We start from the raw sequence: 15,701 nt of genomic DNA, 5'->3' as shown, positions 1-15,701 counted from the left end.
ATGTGTTCGCCTAGGCAGTCCGGCAAGGCAGGACAGTCACCGCTGCCGGATGAATGTCACGCACCGATAAGGGGGGGCACTTGGCGCACGCAGGCGAGACACAGGCACAAGACCGTGGCCCCGGCATCGAGGATGGCGCCTCGCCCAGTGTCTGGCGCTACGCCCGGGCCAGCCGCGCGGCGGTGCTGATCGATGCGGCGGATTATTTTTCCGCGATGCAGCAGGCGATGCTGAAGGCCCAGGCGCGTATCTTCCTGATCGGCTGGGATTTCGATACCCGCATCTATCTCGACAATGGCGCCCCCGGCCACCCGCGGGGCGAGGGGGGGCAGTCCTATCCGCCCCGCCTCGGCGCGTTCTTCTCGTGGCTCGTCGAAACCCGCCCCACGCTTGAGATTCGCATCCTCAAGTGGAGCTTCGGGATGTTCAAGTTCGTGCTGCGCAGTTCGATGTGGATGGATCTGCTGCGATGGGCCCGGCATCCGCGAATCGATTTCATGTTCGACAGCGCGCATCCGGTAGGATGCAGCCATCACCAGAAGATCGCGGTGATCGACAATACACTCGCGGTGTGCGGCGGGATCGACATGACGGTGAAGCGCTGGGATACCCGCGATCATCCTCCGGTCAATCCGCGGCGGCGGCTGCAACCGCATGGCGATCATCACGATCCGTGGCACGATGCCTCGATGATCATGGAAGGGCCGGTCGCCGATGCGCTGGCCGAACTGGGCGAGGATCGCTGGGAACGGGCGGGCGGCAAGCCTCTGGCACCGATCGCGGCGAGAACCGAGAGCATCTGGCCCGACGGGCTGCATGTCACCTTCGAGGACGTCGAGATCGGTATTGCCCGCACCCGCGCCGGATACGGCGATTGCGAACCCGTCAACGAGATCGAGCGGCTGTTCCTCGAACATATCGGACGGGCGAAGAAGTTCATCTACGCCGAGAGCCAGTACTTCGCCTCGCGCAAGGTGGCCGAGGCAATCATTGCCCGGGTGCAGCAGGACGATTGCCCGGAAATCGTGATCGTCCACCCGGCCAATGCCGACGGGTGGCTGGAACAGCAGGCCATGGACCACTCGCGCGCCGAGCTGGTCAGGCTGATCAACGCGGCGGACCGCAAGGATCGCTTCTCGATCTGGTCGCCGGTGAATGACGCGACCCATATCTACGTCCATGCCAAGATCATGATCGTCGACGACGAAATCTTCCGCATCGGCTCGGCCAATATCAACAACCGCTCGCTCGGGCTGGATAGCGAATGCGATGTCTTCGTGGACACTGCCCGCCCGGTCAACGCCCATGCCGGTCCGGCGATCACCGCGATCCGCCACTCCTTGCTGGCCGAGCACCTGGGGCTTGCGGAAAAGGACATCGGCGGCCTTCTCGAAAAGCATGGTTCGATGCGGGCGCTGATCGATGCCGCGATCACCGAAACCGGGCGCAACCTGCTGGAATACATCCCGCCCGAACTGAACGAGGTGCAGCAGACGCTTGCCGAAAGCGCCCTGCTCGATCCCGAGAAACCCGATGACATGTTCGAACCCTATGCCCGCGGCGGAATGTTCCGTGCGGGGAGCCGCCTCAAACAGGTGCGCGACAGGTTCAGGAGAAGGCGCAAGAGATGAGCAGTCTGGTCGGACCCGACGAGGACAACCCGCGTGGCAAGCCCCCGGTGCCCGAGGAGGTACAGGAAGCCATCCGTACCCTGATCCGCTGGGCCGGGGACGATCCGACCCGAGAGGGTCTGCTCGACACCCCTTCGCGCGTGGCGCGGGCGTGGAAGGAATACTGTCTCGGCTACGAGGAAAATCCGGCGATCCATCTCGACCGGGTGTTCGAGGAAGTCGGCGGCTATGACGAGATCGTGCTGCTGAAGGACATTCCGTTCCAGTCGCACTGCGAACATCACATGGCGCCGATCATCGGCCGCGCCGCGATCGCCTATCTGCCCCGCGAACGGGTGGTCGGGATATCGAAGCTTGCCCGCGTGCTGCACGGCTTTGCGCGGCGTCTGCAAGTGCAGGAGCGGCTGACCGCGGAGGTCGCCAAATGCATCTGGGACCATCTCAAACCGCATGGCGTGGCCGTGGTGATCGAGGCAAGCCATGCCTGCATGACCGCGCGCGGGGTCCGCACCCCCGGGGTGGCAATGGTCACCAGCGAGATGCGCGGCGTCTTTCGCGATGACGAGCGCAGCCGCAAGGAAGTGCTCAGCCTGATGGGCTATTGATCCCGGTCTTGCGGACCTAGCGCGGCAAGAGGCGGGCCATCAGACCCCGCCGCCGCCGCGGGGCGGGAGCTGTCTCGCCCGCCAGCTGATACAGGTAATTGCCCAGCTGGACCGCCTGCTGCTTGGTCAGGAAATAGCGGAACTCGCGCACGTCCTCGCTTTTCTCGACCACCTTGCGGGTGCTTTGCAGCTTCACCGCAATCCTCGTACCGGCTGGCTCCGCGATCCAGCCCAGGAGGATGCCGAAATCGATGTCGGGATTGCGCTCAGGATCAGTCATGGGCGGGATGGATGCGCCCCGCCGCGGTCCGGTGCAAGCCGGGGCGGGGCGCTGTCCGCAAATGGCGCAGCTGCGCCGGCTGCCGGGTCAGAGCTTGCTCAGCAAGTGATCCGCGCTCGAGACCGAGAAATCGCCCGGCTGCTCGACATTGAGATCTGCCACCACGCCGTCGTCGACGATCATCGAGAAGCGCTGTCCGCGCGTGCCCATGCCGAAGCCCGAGCCGTCCATGGTCAACCCCAGCGCCTCGGCAAAGGCGCCATTGCCGTCGGCAAGCATGGTGATGTCGTCCGCGCTGTTGGCGTTCTTCCACGCGCTCAGCACGAAGGCGTCGTTGACCGCGGTGCAGGCGATCTCGTCGATGCCCTTGGCCTTGAGTTCGTCCGCTTTCTCGACGAAGCCGGGCAAGTGCTTGGCCGAGCATGTCGGCGTAAAGGCGCCGGGGACGGAGAACAGCGCGACCTTGCGCCCGGCAAAGTAATCGCCCGACTGAACCTGTTCGGGGCCGTTCTCGGTTGCCTTGACGAGGGTTACGTCCGGCACCTTGTCGCCAACGGAAATTGTCATCGCGTATCTCCTTGGATTGAGTGCCTCGCATGTAGAGCGCGTATTCGCGGCTGCAACCTTCGCGTGGTTAAGAGCGGTTTACTGCGCAGCTTTTAGATTTCGTAAAGCGAATCGCGCACCTTCGATCCGGCAAGCTCGGGAATGCTTGCGGGGGAGACAGGGACATGGGATCACGCACGATACTGGCAACGATGGCAGCGCTCGCCGCGGCCTTCACCGCACCGCAAAGCGCCGGGGCTGGCGACCTTTCGCAGGACGAACAGGTCCGCCGCCTCGACATCATGCTGATGGTGACGTCGCTGCGCTGCCGCATGGGGGCGGACGATTTCCAGCCGGCCTATCGCCAGTTCACCGCCGCGCATCTCACCGCGCTCAACGCCTCGGCCCGGCGGCTGGAACAGAGCATGGTCGCCCGCTATGGGGCAAGGGGGGCCAAACGCGCGCTCGACCGGATCAGCGTGGGCATGGCGAACGAATACGGGCAGGGTCACCCCTGGCTAAGCTGTGCCGAACTCAAGCAGGTCGCCGGCGATCTGGCGCGGAGCCGTGATCCGCAGGCGTTGAACCTCGCGGCATCGGAACTGCTCGGCAGTATGCCACGCAGCGGGAGCCGTTGGGCTCGCCGCTAGACGCCATCATCGTCACGCCACACCGGGAGGCATGAACGGGGGCGGCAGGGGCGGTTGCCCTTGCGGCGGCCAAACGCTAGGGGCGACGCGTTCGAGGCGTCGCCCTTTCAGCTGTCGGCGCCGGTATTCCCCTTAAGCTTGCATAAGGACCGCCCGTGGCCGACTTCACCGATTACGTCATCAAGGACATTGCGCTCGCCGATTACGGCCGTGCCGAGATTGCCATCGCCGAAACCGAGATGCCGGGCCTGATGGCGACGCGCGCCGAATACGGTGATGCCCAGCCGCTCAAGGGTGCGCGGATCACCGGCTCGCTGCACATGACGATCCAGACCGCGGTGCTGATCGAGACGCTGACCGCCCTGGGCGCCGAAGTCCGCTGGGCGACCTGCAACATCTTTTCGACGCAGGACCACGCCGCCGCCGCGATCGCGGCGCAGAATATCCCGGTGTTCGCGATCAAGGGCGAAAGCCTGGCCGATTACTGGGACTATGTCGGCCGCATCTTCGACTGGTCGAGCGAGGGCGATCCGGACCAGACCGCCAACCTCATCCTCGACGATGGCGGCGATGCGACGATGTTCGCCCTGTGGGGTGCGCGGGTCGAGGCGGGCGAGGAACTGCCCGAGCCCGGCAATGCCGAGGAGATCGAGTTCCAGCGCGCGCTCAAGGCCTTCCTGAAGGCGCGGCCGGGCTATCTCACCCGCACGGTCAAGGCGATCAAGGGCGTGTCGGAAGAGACCACCACCGGCGTTCACCGCCTCTACAGCCTCGCCAAGCAGGGCAAGCTGCCGTTCCCTGCGATCAACGTGAACGACAGCGTGACCAAGTCCAAGTTCGACAACCTCTATGGCTGCCGCGAATCGCTGGTCGATGCCATCCGCCGGGCGACCGACGTGATGCTGTCGGGCAAGGTCGCGCTGGTCGCGGGCTATGGCGATGTCGGCAAGGGCAGCGCACAGTCGCTCCGCAACGGGGGCGCGCGGGTGCTGGTGACCGAGATCGATCCGATCTGCGCGCTCCAGGCGGCGATGGAAGGATACGAGGTCGTCACGATGGAGGACGGGGTCGCGCGGGCCGACATCTTCGTCACCACTACCGGCAACGAGGACGTCATCACCGCCGAACACATGAAGGCGATGAAGCCAATGGCGATCGTCTGCAATATCGGCCACTTCGACAGCGAGATCCAGATCTCCGCGCTCGACAATTACGAGTGGACCGAACTCAAGCCCGGCACCGACCTGGTCAAGTTCCCGGACGGCAAGGAAATCATCGTGCTCGCCAAGGGGCGGCTGGTGAATCTCGCCTGCGCCACCGGGCATCCCAGTTTCGTGATGAGCTGCTCGTTCACCAATCAGGTGCTGGCGCAGATCGAGCTGTGGCAGAACACCGCCGAATACGAGAACGACGTCTATGTCCTGCCCAAGAAGCTGGACGAGAAGGTCGCCGCGCTGCATCTCGACAAGCTGGGGGTCAAGCTGACGAAGCTGAGCCAGACGCAGGCGGACTATATCGGCGTGCCGGTCGACGGTCCGTTCAAGCCCGAACATTACCGTTATTGATCGCTCGCATGGCATGCCGCCCTGCCGGTGGGGCGGGCGGCAAGCTTTGCGTTGCATCGCCGGCAGGGGGCGCATAGCGCGAAGGCAATGGAAGTGTCGCCCTCTCTCCTCGTCCTGATCGGGGTGCTGCTCGCGCTGTGGTCGGCCGGGGCTATCTGGTTCATGCTGCGCGCCGGCAGCCGCATGCAGGCGGCGGATTCCCATCGCAAGATCGCCCGCCGGCTGTCGCGCATGATGGAGGAAGGGCCGGCTCTCCCCCTGCTGGTGCGCGCGGACGGCCGGATCGAGGCACCCGAGCGGTTCGCCCGCTGGATCGGGCTGGACAAGGTGCCCGACTATCTCAGCGAACTCGCCGGGCCGGGCGGACAGGGGCTTTCGGAAGAGCAGGTCGACGAGCTTAGCGCCCATGTCCGCCGCACGCAGAAAAGCGCCCGGCCGTTCCAGCTCGCCCTGCGCCCGCCGGCCTCGCGCAAGACGCTGGCCTTGCGCGGGGCGCTGGCCGATCCGGCGGTCTCGCCCAGCGGGGCGGCGCTCGTGTGGGTGTTCGACTTCACCGAAACCGAGGATGAACTTGCCCGCCTGCGCGAGGATGCGGCGCGGGCGAAGGACGATTTCGGCGCGCTCGTCGGGCTGATCGAAGCCGCACCCATGCCGATGTGGTTCCGCGGGGCGGACATGCATTTGCGGCTGGTCAACAAGGCCTATGTCGCGGCGGTCGGTGCGGAAGGCGCGGACCAGGTCGTCGCCAGTCAGATCGAGCTGGTCGAAACGGTCGGCGGGCGCACCGCCGCGCAGGTGGCCCAGCAGGCGGCGGACCGGCGCCAGCCGATCGAGCGCATCGTTTCGGCGACGATCAACAACGCCCGCCGCGCCCTGCGCGTCACCGACCTGCCGCTCGCCGGCGAAGGGATCGCAGGCTATGCCGTCGACATCGAGGAGATGGAGGAACAGGCGCGCGAGTTCCGGGCCTTCCGCGAAGCCCAGCGCTCGATGCTCGATCAGCTGTCGATCGGCGTCGCGCAGTTCGACGCCCAGCGCCGGATGACCTTTGCCAACCGGCCGTTCCACCGGGTCTTCTCGCTGCCGCCGGGGACCGCCAACGAACGCACCAGTTTCGAGCAGATGCTGATGATCGCGCGCGAGAACGGCCGCATTCCCGAGGTCCGCGACTTTCCTGCCTGGCGCAAGGAGTTGATCGGCTGGTTCACCTCGGACGAGCCCGAGGAGGTCAACTGGCCGCTCCCCGACAGCACGCACCTGCGCGTGGTGGCCCAGCCGCTGCCCGATGGCGGGCTGGTGATGATCGCCGAGGACCGGACCGAGCAGCTGGCGCTGTCGGCCACGCGCGATACCCTGCTGCGCACCCGCACCGCCACCTTCGACAGCCTGTTCGAAGCGCTCGCGGTGTTCGCGCCCGACGGACATCTGGAATTGTGGAACCGCGGCTTCCCCGGTGCCTGGGGGATCGATCCCGAGGTGCTCGACGGGCATCCGCAGGCGGAAGACCTGCTGACCGCGATCGAAGGCAATCTGGCCGATCCCAAGGCCATCGCCGTGGTCAACACGGTGGTCCGCGCCGCCACGCTGGATCGCAAGAAGCGCGATGGGCGGGTCGAGTTGTCGGACGGCCGCACGCTCGATTTCGCCGGAGTGCCGCTGCCCGACGGCAACGGCCTGCTGACGGTACTCGATGTCACCGCCTCGCGGCAGGCCGAGGATGCCTTGCGCGAACGCAACCGTGCGCTCGAGGAAGCCGACGCGGTGATGACGCGTTTCCTCGCCAACATGTCGTACGAGTTTCGCACCCCGCTCACCTCGATCGGCGGCTTTGCCGAACTGCTGGCGAGCGGGGTGGCCGGCGAGCTCAACCCACAGGCGCGCGATTATGTCGCGGCGATCTCGCAGTCGGTCGCCAAGCTGTCGGAGCAGGTCGAGAACGTGCTCGACCTCTCGCAATCCGAAGCCGGGCTGATGCCGCTGCGCACGACCAGCATCGACCTGCTGGAGTTCGTCACCGAAATCGTCCGCAGCCGCGAAGAGGCGCTGGCCGCCAAGTCGCTCTCGCTCGATCTCAAGGGCAACAGCGGGAAGAAGATCCGCGCCGACGCCCAGCAACTGCGCCGCGCGGTGGGCCATCTGCTCGACAATGCGATCGCCCACACCGACGAGGGCGGCCGGATCCGGGTGGAAATCGCCAAGCAGCGCGGGCTGAACCGGCTGGCGATCGCCGACAATGGCCGGGGCATGTCGCATCACGAACTCGCCCGCGCGCTCGAAGGGATTCGGATGAGTGCGGACGGCAAGGGCATCGAGCGGCGGCAGGGACTGGGCATCCCGCTCGCCCGCCAGATGATCGAGGCCCACGGTGGCAGCTTCGATATCCAGAGCCGCCGCGGTTCGGGCACGACGGTCACCATCCTGCTGCCGTGAGAATCGCCTTGCCCGATCTGCCGGCGATGGATGCCTTCGGCGCGCGTATCGCAGCCTGCCTGCGGCCGGGCGACGTGATCGCGCTTTCGGGCGGGCTGGGCGCCGGCAAGACCACGCTGGCGCGGGCAATCCTCGGCGCATTGGGCCATGAAGGAGATGTGCCGTCCCCTACCTTCACGCTGCTCGAAAGCTACGATGCGCTGCGGGTGCCGGTGGTCCATGCCGATTTCTACCGCCTCGAAAGCGTCGACGAGGTGCGCGAACTGGGGCTCGACGACTATCGCGAAGGCGCGGTCCTGCTGGCCGAATGGCCGGACCGCGCCGGGGGCTTCGATACGGAACCGGCGTGCCTGTCGATCCGGCTCGAAACGGTGGGCGACGGACGGGAGGCGATTGTCGAAGCGGGGCGCGATTGGCTAGGCCGGATGCCATGATCCAGCCGTTGCCCGATGGCCTGCACGCCTTTCTTGCCGCAACCCCCTGGCAGGGGGCCGAGATCGCGCCACTGGCGGGCGATGCCTCGTTCCGGCGCTATTTTCGCCTGCGCCATGATGGTGCCACCGCGATGCTGATGCACGCGCCGCCGCCGCACGAGGACCCGCGGCCGTTTCTCGATGTCGCCGGGTGGCTGGAGGCGAACGGATTGCGGGCGCCGCGCATCCTGCTGGCCGATCCGGCGGCGGGCTGGGTGCTGACCGAGGATTTCGGCGACGTGCGGGTGAAGGAACGGCTGGATGCGCATCCGCACGAGGAACAGGCCATCTATAGCGGGGCGGTCGATGCACTGATCGCTCTTCGTGCGGTGCCCCCCGGGCCGTTCGCCGCGTACGACATGGCGGCGTATCTGCGCGAAACCGCGCTGTTTACCGAATGGTTCTGCCCCGCTGCCGGGCTCGAGGTCGACGGGGCCGGCTGGCACGCCGCCTGGGAAGAGGTGCTGAGCCCGCTGCTCGCGCGGCAGGCACCCGGCGTCACGGTACTGCGCGATTATCATGCCGAGAACATCATGCTGCTTGCGCCCGGAGATCCGCGGGGCGAGCAGGGACTGATCGATTTCCAGGACGCCCTGGTCGGCCACCCGGCTTACGATCTGGTCAGCCTGTTGCAGGATGCGCGGCGCGATGTCTCGCCGACGACCGAGCGGGCGATGCTCGAGCGCTATTGCGCGAACACCGCCGCCGGGGACAATTTCGAAGCGGACTACCTGCGCCTCGGCGCGCAGCGCAACGCCAAGATCGTCGGCATCTTCACCCGTCTCGCCCGGCGCGATGGCAAGGCGCGCTATCTCGACCTCATCCCGCGGGTATGGTCGCATCTCGAGCGCGACCTTGCACACCCCGCGCTCGCCCCGGTGGCGCGGTGGTTCGATGCGAACGTGCCGTCGGCGGTTCGCGCGGCACAGGGCGACTTTCGGGCCTTGGCGCATGGCTAAACTTGCCTCGGACACCGCGATGGTGATGGCGGCGGGGCTGGGCAAGCGGATGCGCCCGCTGACTGCCGCAACGCCAAAGCCGCTGGTCCGGGTCGCCGGACGCTCGCTGCTCGACCGGACGCTCGACCGGTTGGCCGAGGCGGGGATCGCGCGGGCAGTGGTCAACGTCCATTATCTCGCCGATGCGATCGAGGCGCATGTCGCGCCGCGCGCCGCCCCGCGGGTCACGATCTCGGACGAGCGCGAGGCGCTGCTGGAAACCGGCGGCGGGCTGGTCAAGGCCGACGCCGCGGGCCTGCTGCCCGATCCCTTCTTTGCCTGCAATGCCGACAGCATCTGGCTCGACGGGCCGGTCGGCGCTTTTGCCGACCTGTCGGCCCATTGGGACGCGGAGAGAATGGACGCCCTGCTGTTGGTGGTGCCGCACGCCCGGGCGCACAATTTCGATGGTGCGGGGGATTTCTACATGGACGGCGCGGGACGGCTGCGACGCAAGGTGGCGGGCCGGATCGCCCCGTTCATCTTCACCGGCATCCAGCTCGTCAGCCGCCGCCTGCTGCGCGATGCGCCGCCGGGCAAGTTCTCAACCAACATCCTGTGGGACCGCGCGATCGCGGAAGGACGCCTGTTCGGAACGGCCTTTTCCGGGCAATGGTACGAGGTCGGCACGCCGCAGCATATCGCCCCCACGGCACAGGCGCTGCAGGGTGGCTGACCGCCCGCCGGCTTCGCGCCGGATGCCGAAGGTCTATTCGATCGCGGCGCATCGCGGGTTCGCCGACGCGCTGGTCGCCGGGCTGGTGCCGCGTTACGAGGACCCCGGCCTTGGTCTTGCAAGATTGACCTTGCTCGTCCCCAGCAGCCGCGCGCGTCGCACCATCTCCGAAGCGTTCGTGCGCCACGCGGGCGAGCGCGGTGCCGCCGGGTTGCTGATGCCGCGCATGGCGGTGGTGGGCGACCTCGATCTCGACGAGGCGCTCGGCCCCTTGCTCGATCCTCTGGGTGCGGACGATGTGCCGCCGGCGGTCGATCCCCTGCACCGGATGTTCGCGCTGGCGCGGATCATCGCGGAGGAACTTGGCGAGGCCGCCCCCCGCGGGGCGACGCTGCTGCGGCTGGCGCGCGAAACCGGGGCGACGATGGATCGGCTGCTGGTCGAGGACGTGCGACCGGAAGACCTGCTGGGGCAGGCGGTGCTGGATCTGGTGGGCGATCTTGCCGGGCACTGGCAGACTTCGCTGCGGCTCTTCGCCCGCGTCCAGCAGCGCTGGCTCGCCATGCTGGATGAGCGCGGGCTGCTCGACGCCGCGGCCCGCCGCAACCGCCTGTTCGACCGTGCCGCCGAACGCTGGCGCGCCGTGCCCCCGCAGACCCCGGTGATCGCCGCCGGCGTCACCAGCGCCGCGCCGGCGCTGGCGCGGATGCTGCGCGTGGTGAGCGAACTCGATCAGGGGGCGGTGATTCTGCCCGACTTCGATCTTACCCTTTCGCCCGATGTCTGGGACGAGCTCGGAACCGCGGGCGCCCCCGGCGAACCGGGCGAGCCGTTCTTCGCCCCTGGCGATGCGGTGACCCATCCGCAATATCATCTCAAGCTGCTGCTCAACCGCATGGCGGTCGCCCGCGAAGAGGTGCGCCCCTGGCACCGCCGCGGGATGACCGCCGCTCCCCCGGAACGAAGCCATGCACTGGGTGCGCTGTTCCTGCCGCCCGAGGCAAGCAAGAGCTGGGCCGGATTGCCGCCCGAACGGCGCCGGCTGGCGGGCGTGCGGATCATGCAGACCGCCAATCCGGAAGAGGAGGCGCAAGCCATCGCGCTGCTGGTGCGTCAGGCGGTCGAACAACCGGGTCGCCGTGTCGCCGTCGTCACGCCCGATCGCGGGCTGGCCCGGCGGATCGTCCATCACTTGGCACGCTGGAACATCGAAGCCGACGATTCGGCCGGGCGTCCGCTGTCGCACACGGCAGCCGGGCGCGCGTTCCTGCTGATCGCCGAGGTGCTGGCGCAGGAGGCGTCCTCGGTCGAACTGATGGCGCTGCTCGGCCATCCGCTGGTTGATGGCGGGATGGACCGTGGGCGGTGGCTGACCGAGCTGCGAAGGCTGGAACTCAAGCTGCGCGGCCCGCGGGTCCGGCCCGGCCTGTCCCCGGTGGACGGGGCGGTGGCGGGGCTGGGCGACAGCGCAAGCGAATGGTGGGCGGTGGCGCGCGCCGCGCTCGCCCCGCTACTGGCGGCGGGCGAGGCGGACAGTGCTGATCTTGCCGGTCTCATCGATACGCTGATTCGCGCCGCCGAGGCCTTGTGCGGCGATGCCATCTGGGCGCGCGAGGATGGCCGCGCCCTGGCCGCGTTGCTCGATGACGTGCGTCTCGCAGCCGGCGAGGCGGCGTTCTCGCTCCCGCCCCGCGACGTCGCCGACCTGCTGCGGGCCGAGCTGGAGGGGATCGCCGTGCGCCCTCCTTACGGCAGCCACGCCCGGGTGCAGATCCTGGGCCTGCTGGAAAGCCGCATGAACCGCGCCGATCTGGTCATCTGCGCCGGGCTCAACGAAGGGGTATGGCCCGGTGCAACCCGCACCGATGCCCTGCTGGCCCCGCCGGTGCTGCGCGCGCTGGGGGTGCCGGGCGGGGATTTCCGCATCGGGCTTTCGGCGCACGATCTGGCGGGGGCCCTGGGCGCACCCGAGGTGGTGCTCAGCCGTGCCGCGCGCGACGATGGCGGTCCGACGATCCCGTCCCGCTTCCTGTTGCGGGTCCAGGCGCTGGTGGGTGACTTGGGGAACAGGGACCGGGAGACCGATGCCGTCGAATGGGCCAAGGCGATCGGAAGTGCCCCGGAAGCCACTCCCTACCCGCGCCCTCGCCCGATGCCCTCGGCAGAGCAGCGCCGCGTCGCGATCTCGGTCACCGGGCTCGACCGGCTGCGCGGCGATCCCTACCAGTTCTATGCCGCCCAGATCATGCGCCTGCGCGATCTCGACGCTCTCGACGCGGACCCGTCTGCTGCGTGGCAGGGCGAAGTCGCGCACGAGATTCTCGAACGCTGGCACACCGCGCGTCTGGCGGGGCAGTGGGTCGAAATCGCCGGGGTGATGGACGAGGTCCTGACCGAACGAAACATCCACCCGCTGATGCGCGGCCTGTGGCAACCGCGGCTCGCCTGCGGGCTTGCATGGGTCGAGCGCGAGGTCGAAACCGGCCTTCCCGACCGCGTGCCCAAGTTCATCGAGGCCGCAGGAAAGATCGAAGTCGACGGGGTGACGGTCCACGGCCGCGCCGACCGGATCGACCGCCTGAGCGATGGCACGCTGGCGATCGTCGATTACAAGACCGGCGCCGGCCCCCGCGTCGCGATGGTCGAGGCTGGCTACGCGCTCCAGCTTGGCGTACTCGGCCTTATCGCCGATCGGGGCGGGTTCGACGGGATTGCGGGCACTCCGACCCGGTTCGAATACTGGTCGCTGGCCAAGGACGGAGACGATTTCGGCAAGATCACCTCGCCGATCAAGCGCAGCAGCCGCGAAGGCGGGATCGCGATGGACGAATTCCTGCCGATCACCGCCACGTTTCTGCAAAAGGCGATTGCGGACTGGGTCACCGGCAGCAAGCCGTTCACCGCCCGGCTCAATCCCGACCTTCCCGATTACGGCACCTACGACCAGTTGATGCGGCTCGACGAATGGCTGCCGCACATGGACCGGGAAGAGGACGAGCCGGCATGAGCGGCATCGTGCACCCTCTCGCCGGTCATCAGCGCGACGCGGTCGACCCGCAGGAAAGCGTCTGGCTGTCCGCCAGCGCCGGCACCGGCAAGACCCAGGTGCTCTCTGCGCGGGTGCTGCGCCTGTTGCTTGAGCCCGGTGCCGATCCCTCGCAGATCCTTTGCCTTACCTTCACCAAGGCCGGCGCTGCGGAGATGGCGGTGCGCGTGGGCGAAGTGCTGGCCCGCTGGGTGCGGCTGAAGGACGAGGCGCTGGCGATCGATCTCGCCAACCTCGGGGCACCGATCGACGAGGTCACGCTGGCACGGGCCCGGTCGCTGTTCGCCCGGGTGCTCGATTGCCCGGGCGGGGGGCTGCGGATCGATACGATCCACGCCTTTGCGCAATATCTCCTCGCCGCCTTCCCGGCCGAAGCGGACATCCTGCCCGGCAGCCAGCCGATGGACGACCGCGAGCGCGACCTTCTCAGCCGCGAGGTGCTGGCAGAATTGCTGGCCGATGGCGGGGGGGCAGCCTTCCGCGAGGCGGTGGCGGAGATGAGCCGGCGCAAGGGGGCCGATTGCGTGCGCCGCTGGCTGATGCGCTGTGCCAGCTATCCGGAACTGTGGTATCGGCCCGAATGGCAGCATTCGCTGCACCAGCCCGTGCGGCGCCTGCTCGGCATGCCGTCCGACGCCGATGAGGCATGGGTGGCGCAGGCATGCGGCGACGGAATCTTTCCCGTCGGCACGCTGCGCGCCTGCGTCGCCGTCCTCTCGCGCTGGACATCGCAGACCTCTGACAAGGCCTGCGCCTTCGTCCCCGACTGGCTGGCGCTGGACGAGGGGGGGCGGCTGGCAGCGCTCGGCGGGTTCGAAGCCTTGCTCAAGAAAGACGGCGAGCCGCGCAAGATGGCCGGCGCCGAAAAGCTCGATGCCACCTTTGCCGACAAGCTGGATGAGATCGCCGCCGCCGTGCGGGCGGTCAGGGAGCGGCAGGGCCTGCTCGAACTGGCGGACTACCTCGTTCCTCAGCTGGAGGCCGGGCGCACTTTCGCCCGGGCCTGGCACGAGGCGAAGGAGCGCGAGGGGCTGGTCGATTTCGATGACCTCATCGCGCGTGCCGCCCGGCTTCTCTCCGATACCGCGATGGCCGACTGGATCCGCTACAAGCTCGACCGCAGCTTCGATCACATCCTGATCGACGAGGCGCAGGATACCAATCGCGCCCAGTGGCAGATCATCGAGGCGCTGACCGACGATTTCTTCAGCGGCGAGGGCGCCCGGGGTCAGCGCATCCGCACGATCTTCACGGTCGGCGATTTCAAGCAGGCGATCTTCGGTTTCCAGGGGACCAGCCCGCAGAACTTCAGTGCCGCGCGCGATCGCTATGCCGCGCGGATGCGCCGGACCGCCGATGCCGCAGGCGGCCTGCGTGGCGGCCCCGATCCGCGCTATCTACGCGAATACGGCCTGGGGCAGAGTTTCCGGACCTCGGAAAACGTCCTCGATTTCGTCGACCGCGCCATCGCCGCCATCGGTTCGCAGGCGATGGGGCTCGACCGCGAGGCCGAGGCCCACGCAGGCCAGCCGCGGCCCGGTCTGGTCGCCCTGTGGAACGTCGTCACCGCCGACAGCGGGAGCGAAGACGGCGCGGCGGACGAAAGCTGGCTGGGCAAGCACGATCGCCAACTGGCCGACCGGATCGCGCGGCAGGTGCGCCACTGGATGGACCCGCGCGGGCCGGGCTTCCCCCTGGTGAAGGGCAAGACCCCGCGCCGCGCCGGTCCGGGCGACGTGATGGTCCTCGTCCGAAAGCGCCGCGATCTGGCTTCGCTGATCGTTGCCCGGCTGCATCGCCACGGGGTGCCGGTGGCCGGGATCGACCGTTTGCGGCTCGGCAATCCGCTGGCGGTGAGGGACCTCATGGCGGCCCTGCGTTTCGCGGTGCAGCCGCTCGACGATCTGACGCTGGCCGAGCTGCTGGTCTCGCCCCTGTTGGGGTGGAGCCAGGAGGATCTGCTCGAGCATGGTTATCGCCCGCCGCGTGTCTCGCTGTGGGAGCACCTGCGCCGCAGCGACGCGCCGTTGGTCATGGAGACCCTCGATTCCCTGCGCGACATTCTACGCCGTGCCGATTTCGACAGTCCGCAGCAATTGCTCCACACCATCCTCACCGGACCGCTCGACGGGCGACGCAATCTGGTGGCGCGGCTGGGGCGGGAAGCCAACGATCCGATCGATGAGCTGCTCAATGCAGCCCACGCCTATGCCCAGAGCCACGTCGCCAGCCTGCAGGGCTTCATCCGCTGGTTCGATGCCGGCGAAGGCGAGTTGAAGCGCGAGGCGGGTGAGGGCGGGCATCAGGTCCGGGTGATGACCGTGCATGGCGCCAAGGGGTTGCAGGCGCCGATCGTGATCCTGGCGGATGCGGCGCTCGGCCCCGATGCACCGGGCGATCTCGAGCTCGCCGGGCAGGCACCGGGCGACGAGGCGCCGTTTTGCGTGCCGCTCCCGCCCGTGCGCAAGGACGAGCGCGTCGGACCGGTGGCGGCGGCCCATGCGGCGGCGGCCGCGGCCGACCTCGAGGAGCACTGGCGCCTGCTCTATGTCGCGATGACCCGCGCCGAAGAGGCGCTGTTCATCACCGGCTCGCTCGGCCCGCGCGATGCCCGCGGCGGCCCGCATCCAGATAGCTGGTACGCCCGGCTGCTGCCGCTGTTCGACAAGGACGCGGTGGAAGACGATGTCTGGTTCGCGCGCCGCGAATGGGGTGCCCTCGCAGGCGTCACGGTCCCGCCCGCCGCCCCGCCGACCCAGCCTCCCGCAGCGCTTCCCGAATGGGCGAACCGCCCCGAGTTC

Annotated in this window: 12 protein-coding genes; 10 read left to right on the top strand and 2 right to left on the bottom strand. The window is 68.1% G+C overall.

Features of this window, described 5'->3' with window-relative positions:
* Positions 1-80: 80 nt before the first annotated feature.
* Positions 81-1,631 carry a phospholipase D-like domain-containing protein gene (locus ACHFFA_RS08695; RefSeq protein WP_394270457.1) on the top strand — a complete coding sequence of 517 codons (1,551 nt, stop codon included), beginning with the start codon at positions 81-83 and terminating at the stop codon, positions 1,629-1,631.
* A complete protein-coding gene (gene folE, locus ACHFFA_RS08690) occupies positions 1,628-2,236 on the top strand; it encodes a GTP cyclohydrolase I FolE (RefSeq protein ID WP_394270456.1) in 609 nt (202 codons plus the stop codon). Before ACHFFA_RS08695 ends, folE begins: the two co-directional genes overlap by 4 nt.
* A 16-nt stretch (positions 2,237-2,252) precedes the next feature.
* Here folE and ACHFFA_RS08685 read toward each other — a convergent pair whose 3' ends face one another.
* Positions 2,253-2,516 carry a hypothetical protein gene (locus ACHFFA_RS08685; protein ID WP_394270455.1) on the bottom strand — a complete coding sequence of 88 codons (264 nt, stop codon included), beginning with the start codon at positions 2,514-2,516 and terminating at the stop codon, positions 2,253-2,255.
* An 87-nt stretch (positions 2,517-2,603) separates the two neighbouring features.
* The gene (locus tag ACHFFA_RS08680; RefSeq protein WP_394270454.1) at positions 2,604-3,083 is read right to left on the bottom strand and encodes a peroxiredoxin; all 480 of its coding nucleotides are present in this window, start codon (positions 3,081-3,083) and stop codon (positions 2,604-2,606) included.
* Between the two features lie 164 nt (positions 3,084-3,247).
* On the opposite strand from ACHFFA_RS08680, the gene ACHFFA_RS08675 reads away from it, so the two are divergent.
* The 8 genes from ACHFFA_RS08675 to ACHFFA_RS08640 all read left to right on the top strand — a co-directional run.
* The gene (locus ACHFFA_RS08675) at positions 3,248-3,712 is read left to right on the top strand and encodes an S-adenosyl-L-homocysteine hydrolase (protein WP_394270453.1); all 465 of its coding nucleotides are present in this window, start codon (positions 3,248-3,250) and stop codon (positions 3,710-3,712) included.
* Positions 3,713-3,867: 155 nt separating this feature from the next.
* A complete protein-coding gene (gene ahcY, locus ACHFFA_RS08670; RefSeq protein ID WP_394270452.1) occupies positions 3,868-5,277 on the top strand; it encodes an adenosylhomocysteinase in 1,410 nt (469 codons plus the stop codon).
* A gap of 87 nt (positions 5,278-5,364) precedes the next feature.
* Positions 5,365-7,707: a PAS-domain containing protein gene (locus ACHFFA_RS08665; RefSeq protein WP_394270451.1), complete on the top strand. Its 2,343-nt coding sequence runs from the start codon at positions 5,365-5,367 to the stop codon at positions 7,705-7,707.
* On the top strand, positions 7,704-8,141 hold the full coding sequence (gene tsaE / locus ACHFFA_RS08660) for a tRNA (adenosine(37)-N6)-threonylcarbamoyltransferase complex ATPase subunit type 1 TsaE (protein WP_394270450.1): 438 nt from the start codon (positions 7,704-7,706) through the stop codon (positions 8,139-8,141). Before ACHFFA_RS08665 ends, tsaE begins: the two co-directional genes overlap by 4 nt.
* Positions 8,138-9,139 (top strand): aminoglycoside phosphotransferase family protein, encoded by a 1,002-nt coding sequence (locus tag ACHFFA_RS08655; protein WP_394270449.1) that lies wholly within the window; start codon positions 8,138-8,140, stop codon positions 9,137-9,139. Before tsaE ends, ACHFFA_RS08655 begins: the two co-directional genes overlap by 4 nt.
* Positions 9,132-9,854, top strand: a complete 723-nt coding sequence (locus ACHFFA_RS08650) for a nucleotidyltransferase family protein (RefSeq protein ID WP_394270448.1) — start codon at positions 9,132-9,134, stop codon at positions 9,852-9,854. The genes ACHFFA_RS08655 and ACHFFA_RS08650 overlap by 8 nt, the downstream gene beginning before the upstream one ends.
* A 22-nt stretch (positions 9,855-9,876) precedes the next feature.
* A complete protein-coding gene (gene addB, locus ACHFFA_RS08645; protein WP_394270478.1) occupies positions 9,877-12,861 on the top strand; it encodes a double-strand break repair protein AddB in 2,985 nt (994 codons plus the stop codon).
* A partial coding sequence (locus tag ACHFFA_RS08640) for a UvrD-helicase domain-containing protein (protein WP_394270447.1) occupies positions 12,858-15,701 on the top strand: 2,844 nt, incomplete at its 3' end. The genes addB and ACHFFA_RS08640, both read left to right, overlap by 4 nt.

Origin of the sequence: Qipengyuania sp., from assembly GCF_043423005.1 — a bacterium.
GTDB lineage: Bacteria > Pseudomonadota > Alphaproteobacteria > Sphingomonadales > Sphingomonadaceae > Qipengyuania.
Note: the sequence above shows the minus strand (reverse complement) of the source record. Positions and strands in the feature narration are given on the sequence as shown.